The sequence below is a fragment of the Streptomyces griseocarneus genome (assembly GCF_014655595.1).
Lineage (GTDB): Bacteria > Actinomycetota > Actinomycetes > Streptomycetales > Streptomycetaceae > Streptomyces > Streptomyces griseocarneus.
The window spans coordinates 1-19,221 of the sequence record NZ_BNBL01000008.1 but is presented as its reverse complement, the minus strand read 5'-3'; the positions used below and the strand labels follow the sequence as shown (position 1 = coordinate 19,221).

Genomic DNA, 19,221 nt, shown 5'->3' with positions numbered 1-19,221 from the left:
CGCATCTCCACTCGTACGGCTCACTTGCCCAACTCCACGCACCTGAGCCCAGTTGGTCTGTCACTCTGTCGGTGGTGAATTCCGCACTATGCCGTAAGCGGTCAGGAGCACCACCGTGAGGACATCACCAACCGGCGGTAAGGACCAGGCGGTTGCCCGTGCGCCCGCCTGCGGAGCGAACGCGGCCGCTGGGCCGCACGACGAGGGGCCGGCGCCCGGCACCGGGCCGGGCGGGGCCGGCGAGGGCCCGCCGACGGCCCGCACCAGCCTGCCCGGCGACGCCCGCGCGCCGTCGGCCGCGCGCCGGTTCGTCCGTAGCGTCCTCGCCGGCTGGAACGCCCACGACCTGGTCACCGACGATGCGACCCTGCTGGTCAGCGAGCTGGTGACCAATGCCGTGGTGCACGCGGGGACATCCGTGGACCTCGAGTGCCGGCTGGACCCCGCCCGCGGCGGCAACCTCGTCGTGGAGGTCACCGACCACCACCCCACCCGCGAGTTCCGCGCCCGCCCGCGCCGCGGGCGCGGCGAGCGCGAGGGGTCCGCGCACGGCGGCCGGGGGCTGCGGCTCGTCGCCGAGCTGGCCGAGACCTGGGGCACGGCCTACCGCCGCACCGACAAGACCGTCTGGTTCCACCTGCCCACCTGCCCGGGCCAGGACGCCCCCGGCGCCCCGGTCCGCGAACCGGTCCTGCTCTGCGACCCGGGCGACCTCGGCGACCCGGGCCTCGCCGAGGTGTTCGCCCCCGGCCCGCGCCCCGCTCCGCCCGCCCGCCGCGCCGCCGAGCGCGGCCACCACCGCGCCCTGTCCTTCCTCGCCGAGGCGTCCGAACTGCTGGCCGGGCAGTTCGACGAGGACATGGTCGCCTCCCTCGCCGCCCAGCTCGCCGTCCCGCGCCTGGCCGACTGGTGCGCCGTCTGGCTCGACACCGACGGCTCTCCCGGCACCGTCCGCCCCGCCCCGCGCCTGTCCTGCGTCTGGCACGCCCGCGAACACCGCGTCGAACCCCTCCGCCTCGCCCTGCTGCGCACCCCGCCCGCCCTGCCCGCGGCGGGCCGGTCCGTCCCCTGGCCGTACGGGCCCGACGGCGGCACGGCCCTGGCCTGCCGGCTGGTCGCGGGCGGCCGGGGCGTCGGCACGCTCCTGCTGGGCCGCGCCGGGCCGTCCGCCGTGGCCGGCGACGTCTCCGCCCTCGCCGAGGACTTCGCCCGGCGCGTGGCCCGCGCCCTCGTCTCGGCCCGCCAGTACACCCGGCAGGCCACCATCAGCCGCATCCTCCAGCGCGGCCTGCTGCCCCGGGGCGTCGCGGTGATCCCCGGCGTCGAGGCGGCCGTCGTCTACGAACCCCGGGGCGACGCCTCCGCCGGCGGTGACTTCTACGACGTCTTCGCGGCCGGCGGCGGCCGCTGGTGCTTCGCCCTCGGCGACGTCTGCGGCAGCGGCCCCGAGGCCGCCGTGACCACCGGCCTCGTCCGCCCCTGGCTACGGCTCCTGGCGAAGGAGGGCTACGGCGTCACGGACGTCCTCGACCGCCTCAACCGGATGCTGGGCGAGGAGGCGGCCGAGGCGGAGGCCGGCTCGGGGCCCCGCTTCCTGTCCCTGCTGTACGGGGAGCTCGTGCCGCACGGCGGCGGCGTGCGCTGCACGCTCGCCAGCGCCGGGCATCCGCTGCCGCTGCTCCTGCGCCCCGACGGCTCGGTCCGGCCCGTGGCCGCGCCCCAGATGCTGCTGGGCGTCGTCGACGAGGTCGGCTACGGCAGCGAGACCTTCGACCTGGCACCCGGGGAGACGCTGCTGTGCGTCACCGACGGCGTCACCGAGCGCAAGTCCGGCGGCCGCCTGCTCGACGACGGCGACGGCCTGGCCGCCGTGCTCGCGGGCTGCGCGGGCCTGACCGCCGAGGGCGTCGCCGCCCGCGTCCGCCACGCCGTGCACGGCTTCGCCCCGGGCCCGCCCGACGACGACCTGGCGCTGCTGGTGCTGCGGGCTAAGTGAGCGGGCCCAATGCACGGGCGAAGCGGGCGGGCGGAGTAATCCGGCGCGTGCTGGACAATGGAACGCATGCCTTCCGTACTGCCCGATGGTGAACCCATGCCCGAGGACGGGGCACTGCCCCGCCACGCCCTCGACGGCTCCGGGCAGCGGCCCCTCGGCTTCTACCTGCACGTTCCGTACTGCGCCACCCGCTGCGGCTACTGCGACTTCAACACCTACACGGCGAGCGAGCTGCGCGGATCCGGCGGCGCCCTCGCCTCCCGCGACAACTACGCCGAGACCGTCGCCGACGAGATCCGCCTGGCGCGGAAGGTGCTCGGCGACGACCCGCGGCCGGTCGAGACGGTCTTCGTGGGAGGCGGCACCCCCACCCTGCTGCCCGCCGCCGACCTGGGCCGGATGCTGGCCGCCATTCGCGACGAGTTCGGCCTCGCGGAGGGCGCCGAGGTCACCACGGAGGCCAACCCCGACTCCGTCGACCCCCGCTACCTCGAGGAACTGCGCGCCGCCGGCTTCAACCGGGTCTCCTTCGGCATGCAGAGCGCCCGCCAGCACGTCCTGAAGATCCTCGACCGTACGCACACCCCGGGCCGCCCCGAGGCCTGCGTGGCGGAGGCCCACGCGGCGGGCTTCGAGCACGTCAACCTGGACCTGATCTACGGCACCCCGGGCGAGAGCGACGACGACTGGCGGGCCTCGCTGGACGCGGTGCTCGGCGCGGGCCCCGACCACGTCTCGGCCTACGCCCTGATCGTCGAGGAGGGCACCCAGCTCGCCCGGCGCATCCGGCGCGGCGAGGTGCCCATGACGGACGACGACGTGCACGCCGACCGCTACCTGATCGCCGAGGAGATGCTCTCCGGCGCGGGCTTCTCCTGGTACGAGGTCTCCAACTGGGCCACGAGCGCCGCTGCCCGCTGCCGCCACAACGAGCTCTACTGGCGCGGCGCCGACTGGTGGGGCGCAGGCCCCGGCGCGCACTCCCACGTGGGGGGCGTGCGGTGGTGGAACGTCAAGCACCCGGGCGCGTACGCGCAGGCGCTGGCCGAGGGGCGCTCCCCGGGCGCGGGCCGCGAGGTCCTGGCGGACGAGGACCGGCGCGTCGAGCGCATCCTCCTCGAGCTGCGGCTCGAGGAGGGATGCCCGCTGTCGCTGCTGAAGCCGGCGGGGGCGGCGGCTGCGGCGCGGGCGCGTGCCGAGGGGTTGCTGCAGGCTGGGCCGTACGAGGCCGGGCGGGCGGTCCTGACGCTGCGGGGGCGGCTGCTGGCCGATGCGGTGGTGCGGGACCTGGTGGACTGAGGAGCGTTGCCGGGTGCGGGCCGGTGGGCAGGTTGTGCCCACCCTCCCCCAGCTACCGCTGGGAGGTGCCCCCAGCCCAGCGGAACGACTGCCCACAACCTGGCGACGGCCCTACCCCTCGACCGTCACGAAGTCGATCAGCTCTTCCACCCGACCCAGCAACTGCGGCTCCAGGTCCTTGTACGACCGCACCGAGCCCAGGATCCGTTGCCACGCGGCGCCTGTGTTCTCCGGCCAGCCGAGGGCGCGGCAGACGCCTGTCTTCCAGTCCTGGCCGTGCGGGACGCGGGGCCAGCCGGGGATGCCGAGTGAGGACGGCTTCACGGCCTCCCAGACGTCGATGTACGGATGGCCGACGACCAGTACGTCCGCGCCCGTGACGGCGGCGGCGATGCGGGACTCCTTCGAGCCCGGGACCAGGTGGTCCACCAGGACGCCCAGGCGGGCGTCCGGGCCGGGGGCGAAGGACTCGACGATCGCGGGCAGGTCGTCGATGCCCTCCAGGTACTCGACGACCACGCCTTCGATCCGCAGGTCGTCACCCCAGACCCGCTCCACGAGCTCCGCGTCGTGGCGCCCCTCGACGTAGATGCGCCCGGCGCGCGCCACCCGCGCTCGGGCGCCCGGGACGGCGATGGAGCCGGAGGCCGTGCGCTGCGGCCCGCGCGCGGCGGGAGCCGAGGGGCGTACGAGCGTGACGACGCGCCCCTCCAGCAGGAAGCCCCGGGGCTCCATGGGAAAGACCCGGTGCTTGCCGAAGCGGTCCTCCAGCGTCACCGTCGGCCCCTGCGCGGTCTTCTCGCAGCGGATCACCGCCCCGCAGAAACCGGTGGTGACCTCCTCCACCACGAGATCCGCCTCGGCGGGCACCTCGGGCGCGGGCGTGCTCCGCTTCCACGGGGGCGTCAGATCGGGGTCGTACTGTCGGCTGCTGCGCATGCGCGCCATTGTGGATCACGACACGCCGAACCGGGCCCGCAACGCCTCGCCCTGCCGCCGCACGAACGCCGCGTCCACCACCGCCCCGTGCCCCGGCACGTACACCGCCTCGTCGCCGCCCAGCGTGAGCAGCCGGTCCACGGCCGCCGGCCAGGCGTGCGGCAGCGCGTCCGGACCGGCCTGCGGCTCGCCGGACTCCTCGATCACGTCGCCGCAGAAGACGATCTCGGGGGAGCCGTTCCCGCCCGGCACGAGCACCGCCAGGTCGTACGCCGTGTGCCCGGGCCCCACGTTCGCGAGCAGCACGCGCCGCCCGCCGCCCAGGTCGACCGTGACCTCCCCGGAGACGGCGTGCTGGGGCGGTACGAGCAGTTCCACCGCCTCGGCGGCGGCATCGCGCGGCACTCCGTAGCGCACGGCGTCCCGCCGCAGCTCCTCGCGCTCGTGCTCGGCGCGCAGCAGCTCGCCGAGCCCCACCGCCCCGTACACCTGCACGCCGGAGAAGGCGGCGGTGCCCAGGAGGTGGTCGAAGTGGGGGTGCGTGAGTGCGATGTGCGTCACGGAGAGGCCGAAGATCTGCTGCACCTCGCGCCGGATCTCCGTGCCCTCGCGCAGCGACGACCCGGTGTCCACGACCAGGACGCCGTCCGCCCCCGCGATCGCTCCGACGGTGGCGTCCCAGCCCGGCAGCCTGCGGCGTACGACGTGTGGCGCGAGCCGTTCCCAATGCGCCGCCACGGCGCCGGATTCCCCTTGAGTCTCCATACCGCGACGCTAGCCGCACGGCCGTGCCGTCGCCCGCCCGCACACGGGACCGGGGGCACGCGGCGGGGACTGCCCTTGCCCTGTCCGTGGTGCCCGGCCGTACACTGGCTTGAGGGTTCTGGCACTCGTGACCTTTGAGTGCCAAGGGCGGGGGTCCGGTGGGACCCCCGCGCATGCGACCCTCGTACAACACGTACGACCCGTACGACGGCTGAACCCTTTGGACCGATGGAGGTGCGCGCGATGCTGAGCGAACGCAGGCTCGAGGTGTTGCGCGCGATCGTCCAGGACTACGTGGGCACCGAGGAGCCCGTCGGCTCCAAGGCCCTCACCGAGCGGCACCGGCTGGGCGTGTCCCCGGCCACCGTCCGCAACGACATGGCCGCGCTGGAGGAAGAGGGCTTCATCGCCCAGCCCCACACGAGCGCGGGTCGCATCCCGACCGACAAGGGCTACCGCCTCTTCGTCGACAAGCTGGCGGGCGTCAAGCCCCTGTCGACGCCGGAGCGGCGTGCCATCCAGAACTTCCTGGACGGCGCGGTCGACCTGGACGACGTGGTGGCCCGCACGGTGCGGCTGCTGGCGCAGCTGACCCGGCAGGTCGCGGTGGTGCAGTATCCCTCGCTGACCCGTTCGACCGTGCGTCACGTGGAGTTGCTCTCGCTCGCTCCGGCCCGGGTCATGCTCGTGCTGATCACGGACACGGGCCGGGTGGAGCAGCGCATGATCGACTGCCCGGCGCCGGTGGGCGAGAACGCCCTGGCCGACCTGCGGGCGCGGCTGAACAGCCGTGTCGTGGGGCGGCGGTTCACGGATGTGCCGCAGCTCGTGCAGGACCTTCCGGAGTCGTTCGAGCAGGACGAGCGCGGAACCGTTTCCACGGTTCTCGCCACTCTGCTCGAGACCCTGGTCGAGGAGACCGAGGAACGGCTGATGATCGGCGGCACCGCCAACCTCACTCGTTTCGGTCATGACTTCCCGCTGACGATCCGGCCCGTGCTGGAGGCGTTGGAGGAGCAGGTCGTGCTGCTCAAACTGCTCGGCGAGGCCAAGGGCTCGGAGATGACCGTGCGCATCGGTCATGAGAACGCTCACGAGGGACTGACCTCCACATCGGTCGTCGCCGTCGGCTACGGTTCGGGCGACGAGGCAGTCGCCAAACTCGGCGTGGTCGGACCGACCCGCATGGACTACCCCGGAACGATGGGAGCGGTACGCGCAGTGGCACGTTACGTCGGACAGATCCTGGCGGAGTCGTAGTGGCCACGGATTACTACGCGGTCCTGGGCGTACGGCGCGATGCCTCGCAGGACGAGATCAAGAAGGCCTTCCGCCGTCTCGCGCGCGAGCTGCACCCGGACGTCAACCCCGACCCGAAGACGCAGGAGCGGTTCAAGGAGATCAACGCGGCCTACGAGGTCCTCTCCGACCCGCAGAAGAAGCAGGTCTACGACCTCGGCGGCGACCCGCTGTCCTCCTCGGGCGGCGCGGGTGCGGGCGCCGGCGGCTTCGGCGCCGGCTTCGGCAACTTCTCCGACATCATGGACGCCTTCTTCGGCCAGGCCTCGCAGCGCGGTCCGCGCTCGCGCACGCGCCGCGGCCAGGACGCCATGATCCGGCTCGAAGTAAGCCTGGCGGAGGCCGCCTTCGGCACCACCAAGGACATCCAGGTCGACACGGCCGTCGTCTGTACGACCTGCAGCGGCGAGGGCGCGGCCCCGGGCACGTCCGCGCAGACGTGTGACATGTGCCGCGGCCGTGGCGAGGTCTCCCAGGTCACCCGGTCCTTCCTGGGCCAGGTCATGACCTCCCGCCCGTGCCCGCAGTGCCAGGGCTTCGGCACGGTCGTGCCGACCCCGTGCCCGGAGTGCGCCGGTGACGGCCGCGTCCGGTCCCGGCGGAACCTCACGGTCAAGATCCCGGCCGGCGTCGACAACGGCACCCGCATCCAGCTCGCGGGCGAGGGCGAGGTCGGCCCCGGTGGCGGCCCGGCCGGCGACCTCTACGTGGAGATCCACGAGACCCCGCACCCGGTCTTCCAGCGTCGCGGTGACGACCTGCACTGCACGGTCACCATCCCGATGACGGCGGCCGCGCTCGGCACGAAGGTGCCGCTGGAGACGCTGGACGGCGTCGAGGAGATCGACATCCGTCCGGGCACGCAGTCCGGCCAGTCGATCCCGCTGCACCAGCGCGGCGTCACCCACCTGCGCGGCGGCGGCCGCGGTGACCTCGTCGTGCACGTCGAGGTCACCACGCCCTCCAAGCTGGACCCGCAGCAGGAGGAACTGCTGCGCCAGCTGGCGAAGATGCGCGGCGAGGAGCGCCCGATGGGCGAGTTCAAGCCGGGTCAGCAGGGGCTGTTCTCCCGCCTGAAGGACGCGTTCAACGGACGGTAGGCCCGGCGGCCCTTCGCCGAAGGCGACCGACGGATCATGACCGGCCCCGGCCACGGCTTCCCCGTGGCCGGGGCCGGTTCGTCGGTTTGTGACACGATGTGGTCATGGCTCCGTTGTCCGGACTGACCAGAGTGACCAGACTGTTCGAGCACCCGATCGTGCAGGCCCCGATGGCGGGCGGCGGCTCCAATCCGGCGCTGGCCGCCGCCGTCGGCGACGCCGGTGGCCTGGGCTTCCTCGCCGCCGGGTACAAGACGCCGGCCGCGATGCACGAGGAGATCAAGCAACTCCGCGCCCGCACCGGCCGGCCCTTCGGCGTCAACCTCTTCCTGCCCCAGCCGCCCGCCGCCGACCCGGCCGCCGTCGGGGCCTACGCCGAGCGGCTGGCCGGCGAGGCCGCCCGGTACCGGACGCCGCTCGGCGAGACGGACCACGAAACGGACCAGAGCTCCGACGACGGCTACGACGCCAAGCTCGCCATCCTCCTCGACGACCCCGTTCCCATCGTCTCCTTCACTTTCGGGTGTCCTTCCCGTACGGCCGTGGACGCCCTGGCCGAGGCCGGCACGGTCACGGTGGTGACCGTGACCTCGGCCGCCGAGGCCCGTGCCGCGCGGGAGGCCGGCGCGGACGCCGTCTGCGTCCAGGGCGTGGAGGCCGGCGGCCACCAGGGCACCCACCACGACGACCCGGAGGCGGACGGCGAGGGCGCCGGGCTGCTGCCGCTGCTCGCCGAGGTCCGCGAGAGCGTGCCGCTTCCGGTGATCGCGGCGGGCGGGCTGATGCGGGGCGAGGCGATAGCCGCGGTCCTCGCCGCGGGCGCCTGTGCGGCGCAGCTCGGCACGGCGTTCCTGCCCTGCCCCGAGTCCGGCGCCCACCCCCTGCACAAGCGGGCGCTGACCGACCCGTTGTTCGTCCGCACGGAGCTGACCCGAGCCTTCACCGGGCGCCCGGCCCGGGGACTGGTGAACCGTTTCATCCGTGAGCACGGCCCGTACGCCCCCGCCGCGTACCCCCAGATCCACCACATGACCTCCGGCCTGCGCAAGGCCGCCGCGGCGGCCGGCGACCCACAGGGCATGAACCTGTGGGCGGGCCAGGGCCACCGCCTGGCCCGCACGATGCCGGCGGCCGACCTGGTCGGGGTCCTGGCCGCCGAGCTTGCGGCGGCCCGCGCCCCGGCGGGGTGCTGAGCCGATTTTGTTGATCAGAAAGTCCGAGAGAGCGAGTACGTCATGACAGCGCCGGTGTTCCTGGTCGAAGAGGACTCCCTGACGGGCGTCTTCCCCGGCACCGTCTTCCCCCTGGGCGGCTCCGAGGGCCGCCACGCGGTGTCCGTGCGCCGGCTGCGCGTCGGCGAGGAGATCGTCCTGACCGACGGCGACGGCACGGGCGCCTTCGGCACCGTGGCCGCCGTCGAGGGCAAGGACCACCTCGAGGTCGCGGTGACGTCCGTACGCTCCGAGCCGCTGCCGCAGCCGCGCATCACGGTCGTCCAGGCCCTGCCGAAGGGCGACCGGGGCGAGCTGGCCGTCGAGACGATGACCGAGACGGGCGTCGACGTGATCGTCCCCTGGTCGGCCTCGCGCTGCGTCACCCAGTGGAAGGGCGAGCGGGGCCTGAAGTCGCTCGGCAAGTGGCGCGCGACGGCACGCGAGGCGGGCAAGCAGTCCCGCCGTCTGCGCTTCCCGTCCGTGGCCGACCCCATGACGACCCGGCAGGTCGCGACCCTGCTGGCGGACGCCGCGTTCGCGGCGGTGCTGCACGAGGAGGGCAGCACTCCGCTGGCCACGGCCGAGCTGCCGCCGACGGGCGACATCGTGCTGGTCGTCGGCCCCGAGGGCGGCGTCTCGCCGGAGGAGCTCGCCGCCTTCGGCGAGGCCGGCGCCCATCCGTACCGCCTGGGCCCCAGCGTGCTGCGCACGTCGACGGCCGGGACGGCGGCTGCGGCCCTACTGCTGGGACGCACGGGACGCTGGGGCTGATGCGGGCTGACGCAGCTGACGCGGGCTGACGCAGCTGACGCGGCTGATGCGGACTGACGTGAGCGGCGGCGGTCGGGGAGACTGACGGCTGCGGCTGCGGCTGTTCGGCCGTCGGCTGTTGGCCGGCCGGTCGCGGCCGGACGGAAGACACCACGGGGGGAAGGGTGGGCGTGGGGAACACATGGCGCGGCTCCATGCGCGTGATTACGAGCAGATGCTCGACCTGGCCGTGGCGATCCTGGAGAACGACGCCACGGACTCGGCCTGGCATCTGATCACCGGTCATCTGCTGAAGGCGGTCGGGTGCGACTCGGCGACGTTCTCGGTGGTGAACGTCGCCGAGGGGACGGGGAGCATCGAGGGGTGGGCGCCCGAACGGCTCGGCACGCTCGTCGGCGACCTCGTCCCGCGGCGTCTGCGCCAGCGCCATCCGATGCTCTCGTACATCGTGGGCGGGCACAGCGCCCCGGTGGCCGTCACCGAGATCTGTGAGGACTGGCGCCGCACCTCGTGGTACCGCGAAGCCCGCCGGGACTTCGGCGTCACCCAGCAGCTGGGTGTGCCCGTTCCCGGTGACCCGGACCGCGTCCGCCTGGTCCTGATGGGCCGTGACGGGTCCTTCCGCGCGCACGACCTGGCCTTCGCCGCCCGCGTGCAGCCGCTGCTCGTCAGGGCGGGCAACCACGTGCAGGCACTGCGCCGGCTGCGCACGACGGCTCCGGCGCTCACGGCGGACCACCCCTCCGGGCACGGCCTGACGCCCCGGGAGCTCACGGTTCTCGGCCTGATGGCGGAGGGCCTCACGACGCCCGGGATCGCGCGCCGCCTGACGATCTCCCCGCACACGGTCAACCGCCACCTGGAGAAGATCTACCGCAAGCTCGGCACCAACAACCGCGTCTCCACCCTGCTCCTGGCGCAGCAGGCCGGGCTCGTTCCGGCGACCTGACGGCGGCTGCGGTCCCGGCGCGCGCCGCGCGCCGCGCGCCCGGTCCCGGCGCCGGTGGAGGGCCCCTCCCAGGACCCGTAACATGCAGTGACAGGGGGCTACCCGGCGTACGGACCGCCGGGCCGACTGGGGGTGGACCGAAGGAGAACGCTGCCGCCATGCCACAGCTTCATGCGCGGGACTACGAGCGCATGCTCGACCTCGTCGTCGCGATCCTGGAGAGCGAGAACCCCGACGCGCTGCGGCATCTGATCGCGGAACACCTGCTCGAGGCCCTCGACTGCGGCACGGTGATCTTCGCCCGGCTGCCCGTGGGGACCGAGCGCGCGGGCCGCGTCGAGGGGTGGGCGCCGGAGCGTCTGGGCCGCGACGCGGTGACCGACGTGGTCCAGCGGCGGATCCGCCAGCGCCACCCGCTGCTGCCCTACCTGGCAGCCGGAGAGCGCGACCCGGTGACGATGAGCGGACTCTGCGGCGAGAGCGGCTGGCGCGGCTCCCAGTGGCGCAGCGAGGCGCTGCGCGACTACGGCACCACCGACCAGCTGGCCCTGCCGATGCCCGCCCAGGACAACGAGCTGCGCGCGATCTCCCTGGGCCGCGACGGCGCGTTCACCGAGCACGACCTCGCCTTCGCGGTACGGGTCCAGCCCCTGCTGGCCACCGCCGACCGTCACGTACGCGAACTGCACCGCCTGCGCGCGGCCGTCGCCCCGGCCTTTCCCGCCGCCGGCCGCCTCGAGACGCCGCACCACGGCCTGACCCCGCGCGAACTGACCGTCCTGGGCCTCCTCTCCGAGGGCATCACCGCCCACGGCATCGGCCGCCGCCTGACCATCTCCCCGCACACGGTCAACCGTCACCTGGAGAAGATCTACCGCAAGCTCGGCACCAACAACCGGGTCTCCACCGTACTGCTCGCCAAGCAGGCGGGCATCGTCCCCTGACCACGGCGGCATGGGCAGTTCTTCCCATGGTGCCGCGAGCAGCGCAAACGCGATGATTCCGGTACGGGAACAGGGCGAGAGCGCCGACGCCGGCCACGGGGGATTCGACGTCGGCGCTCTTCTGTCCGTCCGCTCTGTTTGTCGGCCCTGTCTGCCCGCCTGTCGTTCGCATGCCTGCCTGGTGTCGTTACTGACCGTCATAGGATCACCGAGAGCCCATATTTGAGCGCTCGAGTTCGGTCGTACGGTTGCGGTTCGGTGGAGCGATGGGGGAGGGCTCGTGGCGAGCGGTCGGGGAAGTGGGGCCGGCGAGCCGGAGTCGGTGAGGACCGACGAAGCCGTCGCCCAGCCGCTGGAGATCGTCGTGGCGGGCAGGGCCGGGGACCACGGCGGGCACCGGAACCCCTTGCGTGGAGTCCGCCCCGACCTCGTCGAGCTGCCCGGGGCCGCCCGCATCACCTCCGGCATCCGGTGCGCCAAGGACCTGGTCGACGTCGCGACCGGCGTCATGCTGCTGCCGCAGACCGACGTCACCCTGCCGGGCGCCCTGCCGCTCGTCGTGGAGCGTACGCACCTCTCGTCGTACCGGGCGGGCGGCTGGTTCGGCCCGACCTGGGCGTCCACCCTCGATGAGCGCGTGCAACTCGACTCCGAGGGCGTCGTGTACGCCGCCGCTGACGGGATGCGCCTGGTCTACCCGGTGCCGTCGCCGGGCGAGCCCGTCCTGCCGGTCAAGGGACCGCGCTGGCCGCTGGAGTGGGACGGGCGGCCCGACGGCGTGCTGACCGTCACCGACCCGCACGGCGGCGTCGTCCGCACCTTCGGCAGCCCGGCTCCCACGGACACCCCGGGCGCCGTGCAGCTGCCGCTGGACAGCCTGCGTGACCGCAATGGCGCGCGCATCGACATCGAACGCACCGCCACCGGCGTCCCCACCGCCATCCGCCACCACGGCGGCTACCACGTCGCCGTGGAGACCCACGGTCCCCGCGTCACCGCCCTGCGCCTGCTGGACGAGGCCCCCTCCCCGTCGTACGAGCGGCAGCAGGCGCCCGCCGGCCCGGGCACGCTCCTCGTCCGCTACGACTACGACGACGCCGGCAACCTCACCGAGGTCACCGACTCCAGCGGCGAGCCGCTGCGCTTCACCTACGACGCCGACGGACGAATAGCCTCCTGGACCGACCGCAACGGAACGTCGTACGCCTATGTGTACGACGCCCGGGGCCGCGTCGTCCGCACCGAGGGCAGCGACGGCTTCCTCTCCGTAACCCTGTCCTACGACGACGAGACCCGCACGACGACGGAGACGGACTCCCTCGGGCGGCTGCGCACGTACCGCCACGACGGCGCCGGACGCGTGGTCGAGGAGACCGACCAGCTCGGCAACACGACCCTGACGCGGTGGACCGCCCGGGGCGACGCGCCCGTCGAGGTGACCGACCCCCTCGGCCGCACGACGCGCTACGACTACGACGACGCCGGCAACCCGACCCGCATCACGCTCCCCGACGGCACGACGGGGGAGGCGGCGTACAACGACCTGTGCCTGCCGACCGAGGTCACCGAGCCCGGCGGCGCGACCTGGCGGCACACGTACGACGACCGCGGCAACCTGCTGACGACCGTCGACCCGGCGGGCGCCGAGACGTGGTACGCCTACGGCGCGGAGTCCGGGCATCTGACGGCCGTCACCGATGCGCTCGGGCACGTACGCACGGTGGTCTGCGATGCGGCGGGCCTGCCGGTGGCCGTCACCGACCCGCTGGGCCACACGACCGCCGTCCGGCGCGACGCCTTCGGCCGCGTCGTCGAGGCCACGGACGCCATGGGTCACACCACCCGGATGTCCTGGACGACCGAGGGCAGACCCAGCCGGCGCGAACTGCCCGACGGCACGTACGAGACGTGGACGTGGGACGGCGAGGGAAACCTCCTCACCCACACCGACCCCGCGGGCAACACCACCACCCACACCGCCACCCACTTCGACCTCCCGGCCTCACGGACGGAGCCGGACGGCACGACGTACACCTTCGCCTACGACACCGAGCTGCGCCTGACGGGCGTCACCAACCCGCAAGGGCTGACCTGGTCGTACGACTACGACGAGGCGGGCCGGCTCGCCGCCGAGACGGACTTCGACGGGCGCCGGCTCACCTACGTCCACGACCGCGCCGGGCAGCTGCTGGCGCGCACGAACGGCGCAGGAGAAACGCTTCACTTCACGCGGGACGCCCTCGGCCGCGTCGTCGAACAGCGCGCCGAGCCGGGACAGACCACCGCCTACGCGTACGACGCCTCGGGCCGGCTCACCCGCGCCGCCGACGCGGACGCCGAGGTGACCTACGAGCGCGACGCCCTGGGCCGCGTCCTGTCGGAGACGGTCAACGGCCGCACGACGCGCTACGCCTACGACGCCCTGGGCCGCCGCACCCACCGCACGACCCCCTCTGGCCTGACCTCGCACTGGACCTACGACGCGGCGGGCCGCCCACTGGCGCTGCGCGGCGACGCCGGCTCGCTCGGCTTCGCGTACGACGCGGCGGGCCGCGAGACCGAACGCCGCCTGGGGGAGGGGGCGACGCTCACCCAGACCTGGGACGTGACGGACCGCCTCACGGCCCAGACGGTCACAAGCCGTTCCGGTTCCGGATTCGGCTCCGGTTCCGGATTCGGCTCCGGTTCCGGATTCGGCTTCGGGGAGGCGGCCGAGCGGCTCCTGCAGCACCGCTCCTACGCCTACCGCGCGGACGGCCACCTCACCGAGATCCGCGAGCTGACCTCCGGCACCCGCCGCTTCGACCTCACCCGCACGGGCCGCGTCACGGGCGTACGGGCCCACGGCTGGACCGAGACCTACGCCTACGACACCGCCGGCAACCTCCTCCACGCCACGGCCCCGGCCCACGAGGCCCCCGGCAAGCGCGACGCCGAGGGCACCCTCATCCGCCGCGCGGGACGCACCACGTACGAACACGACGCCCAGGGCCGCCTCACCCGCAAGACTCGCAAGCTCCTCAACGGCCGGACCCGTACGTGGACCTACACCTGGGACGCGGAGGACCGCCTGCGGGAGGCGGTGACCCCGGACGGCGAACGCTGGACGTACGCCTACGACCCGCTGGGCCGCCGCATATCGAAGCGGTGCCTGTCGGACGGCGCGGAAACGTTCTTCTCGTGGGACGACACGCGCCTGGCCGAACAGCTGTCCCCGGACGGCACGGTCACCACCTGGGACTACGCCCCGGGCACCCACCGCCCCGTGGCCCGTACGGTGGGCAAGTCCCTGGTCGAGGACACCCACCCCCCGCGCTTCCACGCCGTGATCACCGACCCGGTCGGCACCCCCACGGAACTGGTCACACCCTCCGGAACCCTGGCATGGCAGCACCGCACCACCCTCTGGGGCACCCGCCTCCCGTCCCCGCCGCCCGGCCCCGACGAGCCCGACTGCCCCCTGCGCTTCCCGGGCCAGTACGCGGACGCCGAGACGGGGCTGCACTACGACTGTTTCCGGTACTACGACCCGGAGACGGCGCGGTACATCACGCCGGACCCTCTCGGTCTCGATCCCTCACCGAACCACTATGCGTACGCGGCCAATCCAATGGTTTCGAAGGCCACGCCGTGCAGTGGTGGATTCCCCAAGGCCGCGAAGGCCGAGAGCCGCCTCGCCGTTCGGCCGTACGGGACTTCAGCCCCCGTGACCGGACTTCTTGCTGACGTCGTCCTGGTCCGCGCCGACGCGGAGGGCGTAGCCGGCCGGGACGTGGTGCTCCGGATCCCCCTTGACCGATACGGCGGACACCTGGACGGAGAACTGCCGTCCGGCCGGGAGTATCGGTGTGTACTTGGTGTGGCCCGTGAGCACCGTGGCGCGTTGTCGTTGCGAGGGTGATGTCGCGATTTCCATCGTGTCGCCGACCTGCGCTCCGGTGAGTTTGCCCCAGACGACCTGGCAACGGCTGCTGTAGCGGATCTCCACATGCATCGTGGACACCCAGTCGTCGGCGATCGTCACGGCCCCGTCGCCGCATCCGGCGTCCTTCGGGTCCACTCCTGTGCAGGTGGCGTTGAAGCAGGCCGGGACGGCGGCCGACGCGGGCGCCGCGGACGCCGCCGGTGGGCGGGCCTTGGCGTCTTCGCCGTCGTTGCTGGTCAACGCCGTCACCAAGGCGCCGACCGCCGAACCCACCACGGCCACGATCAATGCGCCCACTAAGGTCTGCGGACCGTGGCGGCCGAGCCACGACCGACGGGGAGCGCCGGCGGTCTCGGGATCCTGCCGGCCAACGGCTTGATCCGGGGTGTTGCCGTCAACGGTCAATGGATCCTCCCAGGAGCGCCCGAGCCACACAGGCCCCTCAGCTGCGGCCGAACATGCCGGGAGAGTAAGGGCAGAGGCATATGGCAGGAAGTGCGATTCGAGTCGAAATCGCCCTATCGAGTGGCCATCAGCCCCACTGGGACACGGGCGCACCACAGGCTGGTGACGAAAGCCGTCTCGCTGCGGAGTAAGTTGACCTGCCATGACTCCTCAGGCTCGACGCCTCGAGATGGTTGATCGACTTCTGGCAGGGCGTGACCGGTCCATGCAATTGGTCAACGAGATCGAGCATGTTCTTGTGGCGGACTTCATGGACACGGATGTTTTCGAGGCTCTGACCGAGGTGGTTCCTCTCTACCGGCCCGGTGCGTGTGAGCCCTGCGTGGGCGAGGGCGAGATGGCCGAAGTACGCGCTTCCGTGCGTGAATTGCTGAGGTGAGCGTGGACCTGTTCGTGAAAGACGTCGTGAGTGTTCGCGGCATCTATTACCTGCCGGAAGCCGGTCCCGGGGCGGCTCACGAGGAGGCGGTGGAGCTGCTCTTCGAGGGAGGTGGGTCCGTCGTGTTCACCCCGGCTACGGACTGGACGCTTCGGGTCGAAGGAGGGCGGTGGCCGGGTCTTCCCGACTGGTGTTTTCCGGAACGGGACTGGGCCTCGATCGGGCTCCGGGCAGCCGAGGGGCATCTTCCGCTGGGGCGGTGCCGGCGGATTGTCGAGCTCACCGATGAGTTCGGGGAAGTGAACGGAGCCGAATTGTGGTTCGGACGGTCGCGGTTGAGCGTGCGTTCGGGGGCGTCGTTGCGGGTTGAGGTCACCGCGCTGAGTTCGTAGGTCTGATGGCGGGTTCCGCCGCCGGGCGGAGGGGGTTCGTGCGGGGCCGGTACGCCCGGCGAGGGCCCGGCGCCGGCCGTGCCGGGCGGCCTCCGGCGCGACGGTGGAGACCCGGTCCTGTCGCGTAGGCCCCACTGAGCACGCTAGATGCGGACGCTCCGCCCAGCAGAGTCCGCGAAGGTCTGGCCGGGTGCGACGGTCCGGGCGGGGCCGGTGCAGTCCGGGGTGGAGTGGACGAACGCCGTGGTTGTGGTGCGGTTCTGGACGGCCAGTGGCGCGTTCAGATTGCGGTAGCAGCCGGACGGATTGGTGAAGACACGTCCGTTGAGGACGAGCTGGCCCGACGCGGCGGAGGCGGATCCGGGAATGGCGAAGGAAAGCGCCAGTGTGGCGGCCATCGCACCGAGGGCCTTCGAGATGTGGTGCCGGTGTCGCATGAACATTGCCTTCCGTCGCAACCGGGGGCAGAACGCCACATAGCTGCCCCGGTGCGAACGGCGCCATGCGCCGCTCACTCGCATGGATGGTGCAGTGATTCCCTGATTCCCTCGGCGCGGTCCGCGGAGGCGGTCACCTCCTGGGCCAACTCGGCGCAGAGGTGTGCGCGCCAGGCCCGTCGCGACGGGCGCACTGCCCAGGGGCGGACGGAAGCCCTGATCAAGGTCACACTCGGCGGTTCCGGTGACCTAATAACGATAGAAACTTCGCACCTCGGCATCGAATTTAATTTTGGACCACTTCGCATACAAGTCGTCGACATACCCTGAGACATCGCAGACCGAGTTGCTGAAGAGGTGGATGTCAGCCCTTGTCCCGTTGGCTCCGGACCGAGCCGTGCGGGGCATCACCTTGACGCAGCGGTTCTTGGGAGGGGCTTTGTAGTCCATATGGGCTCCCGTTTGATCCTTGCTCTGCCAGAAGCAGATGCGATCGCGAGGGCAGTCGAAGGTGCCGGCGTGTGCGGGCGGAGCCGAGGTCGTCATGCCCAGCAGCGCCACAGCGGCAGATGCGACGACGGCTGGGGCCCAATGGCGGCGCATTTAATTTCCCCTTGTCGGATTTTGAGGTGAAGTTTCGGCAGGGCTGATTTCGGCGACTCGTGAGACGAAAATTCATCAACTGGCTGGGCGTGGCTGGCGCACTCAGCTGAGCCAGGCGCTTCGGGCTACGATATGAAACGAGCGTTCGATGTCGTTCTCGCTTGTGTCCGGTCCCATCCTGACGCGTGTTCCCCTGCAGTTCTTCCCGCTCCACATGGTCAGGGTGTCGATTGAGTCGTTCTGTACCGACCTTTGCGGTTCTTTAAGATTTTTGCACCGGTGGCGATCCCTGATTTGGTCCCCGTGTTGGCCTTTGAAGTCCTCCAGGTCCCAGAAGCAGGCGAAGTACCCGTCGCTGCTCTTGCACAGGGGCGTTCTGTCAGCGTGGGCGGGGGGAGCTGCGAGGAACGTGCCGACCAGGACTGTTGATGCGAGCAATCCAAACCGCGATTTCATGCTGATTTTCACCCTGCGCCTTTCTGTGGCCAGTACCCTGAGGGCATCTTTCGTGCTGTTCAAGATCTGTCCACCGGAGGCGATTTGAGCTGTCCCCATGTCGACAGGGTGTCAAATGGCGTTTTCCGGCGCCTATATAGAGTCTGGCCCTCCGAGGGCTGGGGCGGAAGCAATCAATGATGCGAGGGCGAACGGGATTGATAGCCTTCCCGCATGACCCGAGGCAACGCGCCCGATCCGAGCGTGCACCAACTGAGGCTGCTGCTCGTCCTGTCGGAGGAACTGCACTTCGGTCGAGCTGCCCATCGCCTGTTCATCAGCCAGCCGACTCTCAGCCGACACATCCAGGCTCTGGAGGCGACCCTCGGCGTGGCCCTCGTCGAGCGGTCCACGCGGCGTGTGGAACTCACCGCGGCAGGCGAGGCCCTCCTGCCCCATGTGCGGGCCACGGTGGAGGCTGCCGACGGACTGCGGCAGGCAGCGGGGTTCGCAGCGCGGGCGAGCGAGTTGTCAGGACGGTTGGTCCTCGGCGCCTACGTCACCGCGCTGCCCGTCATCCGGACCATCGTCGAACGCATACATGAGCGCCACCCCGGCCTGGAAGTGGAACTCTGCGAGGTGGGCTTCGACGACCAGGCGCACGCCCTTCTGGAAGGCCGAGCTGACGCGGTTTTGTGTTTCGGGCCTGTGCCGCCAGGACTCCAGGCCATGGAGGTGGCTGCGGAACCCCGGCTCGTCTGCCTTCCGGATACCCATCCGCTCGCCTACCGCGACCGGGTGACCCTGAACGAACTGTCAGACCTCCCGACCATCAGTCTCGCGGAGCGCATCCCCCGGATGTGGCGCGACTACTGGGCCGCAGACCCACGCCCCGACGGCACCGCTGTCCGCTACACCGATCACAACGCCGCCTCGCTCGAGGCCATCGTCTCCGCGGTCGGCCTCGGGCAAGGAGTCGCCTTCGTGGCGGGCACCGCAAGTGATCTCTTCCCGCGCCCGGGTATCCGCTATGTCGAGGTCACCGACCTGCCCCCGTGCAGCGCGATTCTCGCCTGGTCCGCGGCACGACGAGACGAAGCCGCTTTGGTTGCTCTGCGGGGCGTCGTGCGCGAGACATGCGCGGCAGGCGTGGCCGCCGGCCCGGATGCCCGGTGGTGGGACGCATCGCCTGAGTTCGGCTGACGGCCGTAGCGGACGCGGACCGGGCGTTTCGCACAGGCCCTAGGGCGTGTCCGCAAAGTCAGGGGAGCCATAGTCGTAGGCAGGCGAGGGTGACCATGGCCTGGTA

16 protein-coding genes and 1 pseudogene are annotated in these 19,221 nt (G+C 71.9%); 12 read left to right on the top strand and 5 right to left on the bottom strand.

Annotated elements, in window-relative coordinates; genetic code table 11:
• Positions 1-115: 115 nt before the first annotated feature.
• The gene (locus IE295_RS20550; protein WP_190065182.1) at positions 116-1,996 is read left to right on the top strand and encodes a SpoIIE family protein phosphatase; all 1,881 of its coding nucleotides are present in this window, start codon (positions 116-118) and stop codon (positions 1,994-1,996) included.
• A gap of 66 nt (positions 1,997-2,062) precedes the next feature.
• Positions 2,063-3,295, top strand: a complete 1,233-nt coding sequence (hemW, locus tag IE295_RS20545; RefSeq protein WP_190065181.1) for a radical SAM family heme chaperone HemW — start codon at positions 2,063-2,065, stop codon at positions 3,293-3,295.
• A gap of 111 nt (positions 3,296-3,406) precedes the next feature.
• Here hemW and IE295_RS20540 read toward each other — a convergent pair whose 3' ends face one another.
• A complete protein-coding gene (locus IE295_RS20540) occupies positions 3,407-4,234 on the bottom strand; it encodes a DUF3097 domain-containing protein (protein ID WP_190065180.1) in 828 nt (275 codons plus the stop codon).
• A 15-nt stretch (positions 4,235-4,249) separates the two neighbouring features.
• A complete protein-coding gene (locus IE295_RS20535) occupies positions 4,250-4,999 on the bottom strand; it encodes an MBL fold metallo-hydrolase (protein WP_190065179.1) in 750 nt (249 codons plus the stop codon).
• A gap of 243 nt (positions 5,000-5,242) precedes the next feature.
• Between IE295_RS20535 and hrcA the strand changes: the two genes are divergently transcribed.
• From hrcA to IE295_RS20500, 7 genes are all read left to right on the top strand, one after another.
• Positions 5,243-6,259 (top strand): heat-inducible transcriptional repressor HrcA, encoded by a 1,017-nt coding sequence (gene hrcA / locus IE295_RS20530; RefSeq protein WP_190065178.1) that lies wholly within the window; start codon positions 5,243-5,245, stop codon positions 6,257-6,259.
• Positions 6,259-7,398: a molecular chaperone DnaJ gene (gene dnaJ / locus IE295_RS20525; RefSeq protein ID WP_190065177.1), complete on the top strand. Its 1,140-nt coding sequence runs from the start codon at positions 6,259-6,261 to the stop codon at positions 7,396-7,398. Before hrcA ends, dnaJ begins: the two co-directional genes overlap by 1 nt.
• Positions 7,399-7,502: 104 nt before the next feature.
• On the top strand, positions 7,503-8,591 hold the full coding sequence (locus IE295_RS20520) for a nitronate monooxygenase (protein ID WP_190065176.1): 1,089 nt from the start codon (positions 7,503-7,505) through the stop codon (positions 8,589-8,591).
• Between the two features lie 42 nt (positions 8,592-8,633).
• A complete protein-coding gene (locus IE295_RS20515; protein WP_190065175.1) occupies positions 8,634-9,383 on the top strand; it encodes a 16S rRNA (uracil(1498)-N(3))-methyltransferase in 750 nt (249 codons plus the stop codon).
• Between the two features lie 181 nt (positions 9,384-9,564).
• On the top strand, positions 9,565-10,332 hold the full coding sequence (locus IE295_RS20510; protein WP_224323341.1) for a helix-turn-helix transcriptional regulator: 768 nt from the start codon (positions 9,565-9,567) through the stop codon (positions 10,330-10,332).
• A gap of 158 nt (positions 10,333-10,490) precedes the next feature.
• Positions 10,491-11,276: a helix-turn-helix transcriptional regulator gene (locus IE295_RS20505; RefSeq protein WP_190065174.1), complete on the top strand. Its 786-nt coding sequence runs from the start codon at positions 10,491-10,493 to the stop codon at positions 11,274-11,276.
• A 322-nt stretch (positions 11,277-11,598) separates the two neighbouring features.
• Entirely contained in the window at positions 11,599-15,177 is a 3,579-nt protein-coding gene (locus tag IE295_RS20500; RefSeq protein ID WP_224323342.1) for a DUF6531 domain-containing protein, read from the top strand.
• Here the strand turns inward: IE295_RS20500 and IE295_RS34455 are convergent.
• A pseudogene (locus tag IE295_RS34455) lies at positions 15,178-15,810 on the bottom strand (DUF2690 domain-containing protein); the annotation flags it as partial.
• Positions 15,811-15,871: 61 nt separating this feature from the next.
• Between IE295_RS34455 and IE295_RS20495 the strand changes: the two are divergent.
• A complete protein-coding gene (locus IE295_RS20495) occupies positions 15,872-16,045 on the top strand; it encodes a hypothetical protein (protein ID WP_190065172.1) in 174 nt (57 codons plus the stop codon).
• A gap of 2 nt (positions 16,046-16,047) precedes the next feature.
• Entirely contained in the window at positions 16,048-16,437 is a 390-nt protein-coding gene (locus tag IE295_RS20490) for a hypothetical protein (protein ID WP_190065171.1), read from the top strand.
• Positions 16,438-16,580: 143 nt separating this feature from the next.
• Here the strand turns inward: IE295_RS20490 and IE295_RS20485 are convergent, their stop codons facing one another.
• Both IE295_RS20485 and IE295_RS20480 read right to left on the bottom strand, forming a co-directional pair.
• Complete coding sequence (locus tag IE295_RS20485) at positions 16,581-16,874, bottom strand: hypothetical protein (protein ID WP_190065170.1); 294 nt, start codon at positions 16,872-16,874, stop codon at positions 16,581-16,583.
• A 249-nt stretch (positions 16,875-17,123) separates the two neighbouring features.
• Complete coding sequence (locus IE295_RS20480) at positions 17,124-17,477, bottom strand: peptidase inhibitor family I36 protein (protein ID WP_190065169.1); 354 nt, start codon at positions 17,475-17,477, stop codon at positions 17,124-17,126.
• Between the two features lie 669 nt (positions 17,478-18,146).
• Between IE295_RS20480 and IE295_RS20475 the strand changes: the two genes are divergently transcribed.
• A complete protein-coding gene (locus tag IE295_RS20475) occupies positions 18,147-19,115 on the top strand; it encodes a LysR family transcriptional regulator (RefSeq protein WP_190065168.1) in 969 nt (322 codons plus the stop codon).
• Positions 19,116-19,221: the final 106 nt, after the last annotated feature.

Bases quoted from the DNA above. Each gene is read 5' to 3' on its own strand.
- hemW (WP_190065181.1), top strand. From the start codon at position 2,063: ATGCCTTCCGTACTGCCCGATGGTGAACCCATGCCCGAGGACGGGGCA.
- IE295_RS20540 (WP_190065180.1), bottom strand. From the start codon at position 4,234: ATGCGCAGCAGCCGACAGTACGACCCCGATCTGACGCCCCCGTGGAAG.
- IE295_RS20535 (WP_190065179.1), bottom strand. From the start codon at position 4,999: ATGGAGACTCAAGGGGAATCCGGCGCCGTGGCGGCGCATTGGGAACGG.
- hrcA (WP_190065178.1), top strand. From the start codon at position 5,243: ATGCTGAGCGAACGCAGGCTCGAGGTGTTGCGCGCGATCGTCCAGGAC.
- IE295_RS20520 (WP_190065176.1), top strand. From the start codon at position 7,503: ATGGCTCCGTTGTCCGGACTGACCAGAGTGACCAGACTGTTCGAGCAC.
- IE295_RS20515 (WP_190065175.1), top strand. From the start codon at position 8,634: ATGACAGCGCCGGTGTTCCTGGTCGAAGAGGACTCCCTGACGGGCGTC.
- IE295_RS20510 (WP_224323341.1), top strand. From the start codon at position 9,565: ATGGCGCGGCTCCATGCGCGTGATTACGAGCAGATGCTCGACCTGGCC.
- IE295_RS20505 (WP_190065174.1), top strand. From the start codon at position 10,491: ATGCCACAGCTTCATGCGCGGGACTACGAGCGCATGCTCGACCTCGTC.
- IE295_RS20495 (WP_190065172.1), top strand. From the start codon at position 15,872: ATGCAATTGGTCAACGAGATCGAGCATGTTCTTGTGGCGGACTTCATG.
- IE295_RS20485 (WP_190065170.1), bottom strand. From the start codon at position 16,874: ATGCGACACCGGCACCACATCTCGAAGGCCCTCGGTGCGATGGCCGCC.
- IE295_RS20480 (WP_190065169.1), bottom strand. From the start codon at position 17,477: ATGCGCCGCCATTGGGCCCCAGCCGTCGTCGCATCTGCCGCTGTGGCG.
- IE295_RS20475 (WP_190065168.1), top strand. From the start codon at position 18,147: ATGACCCGAGGCAACGCGCCCGATCCGAGCGTGCACCAACTGAGGCTG.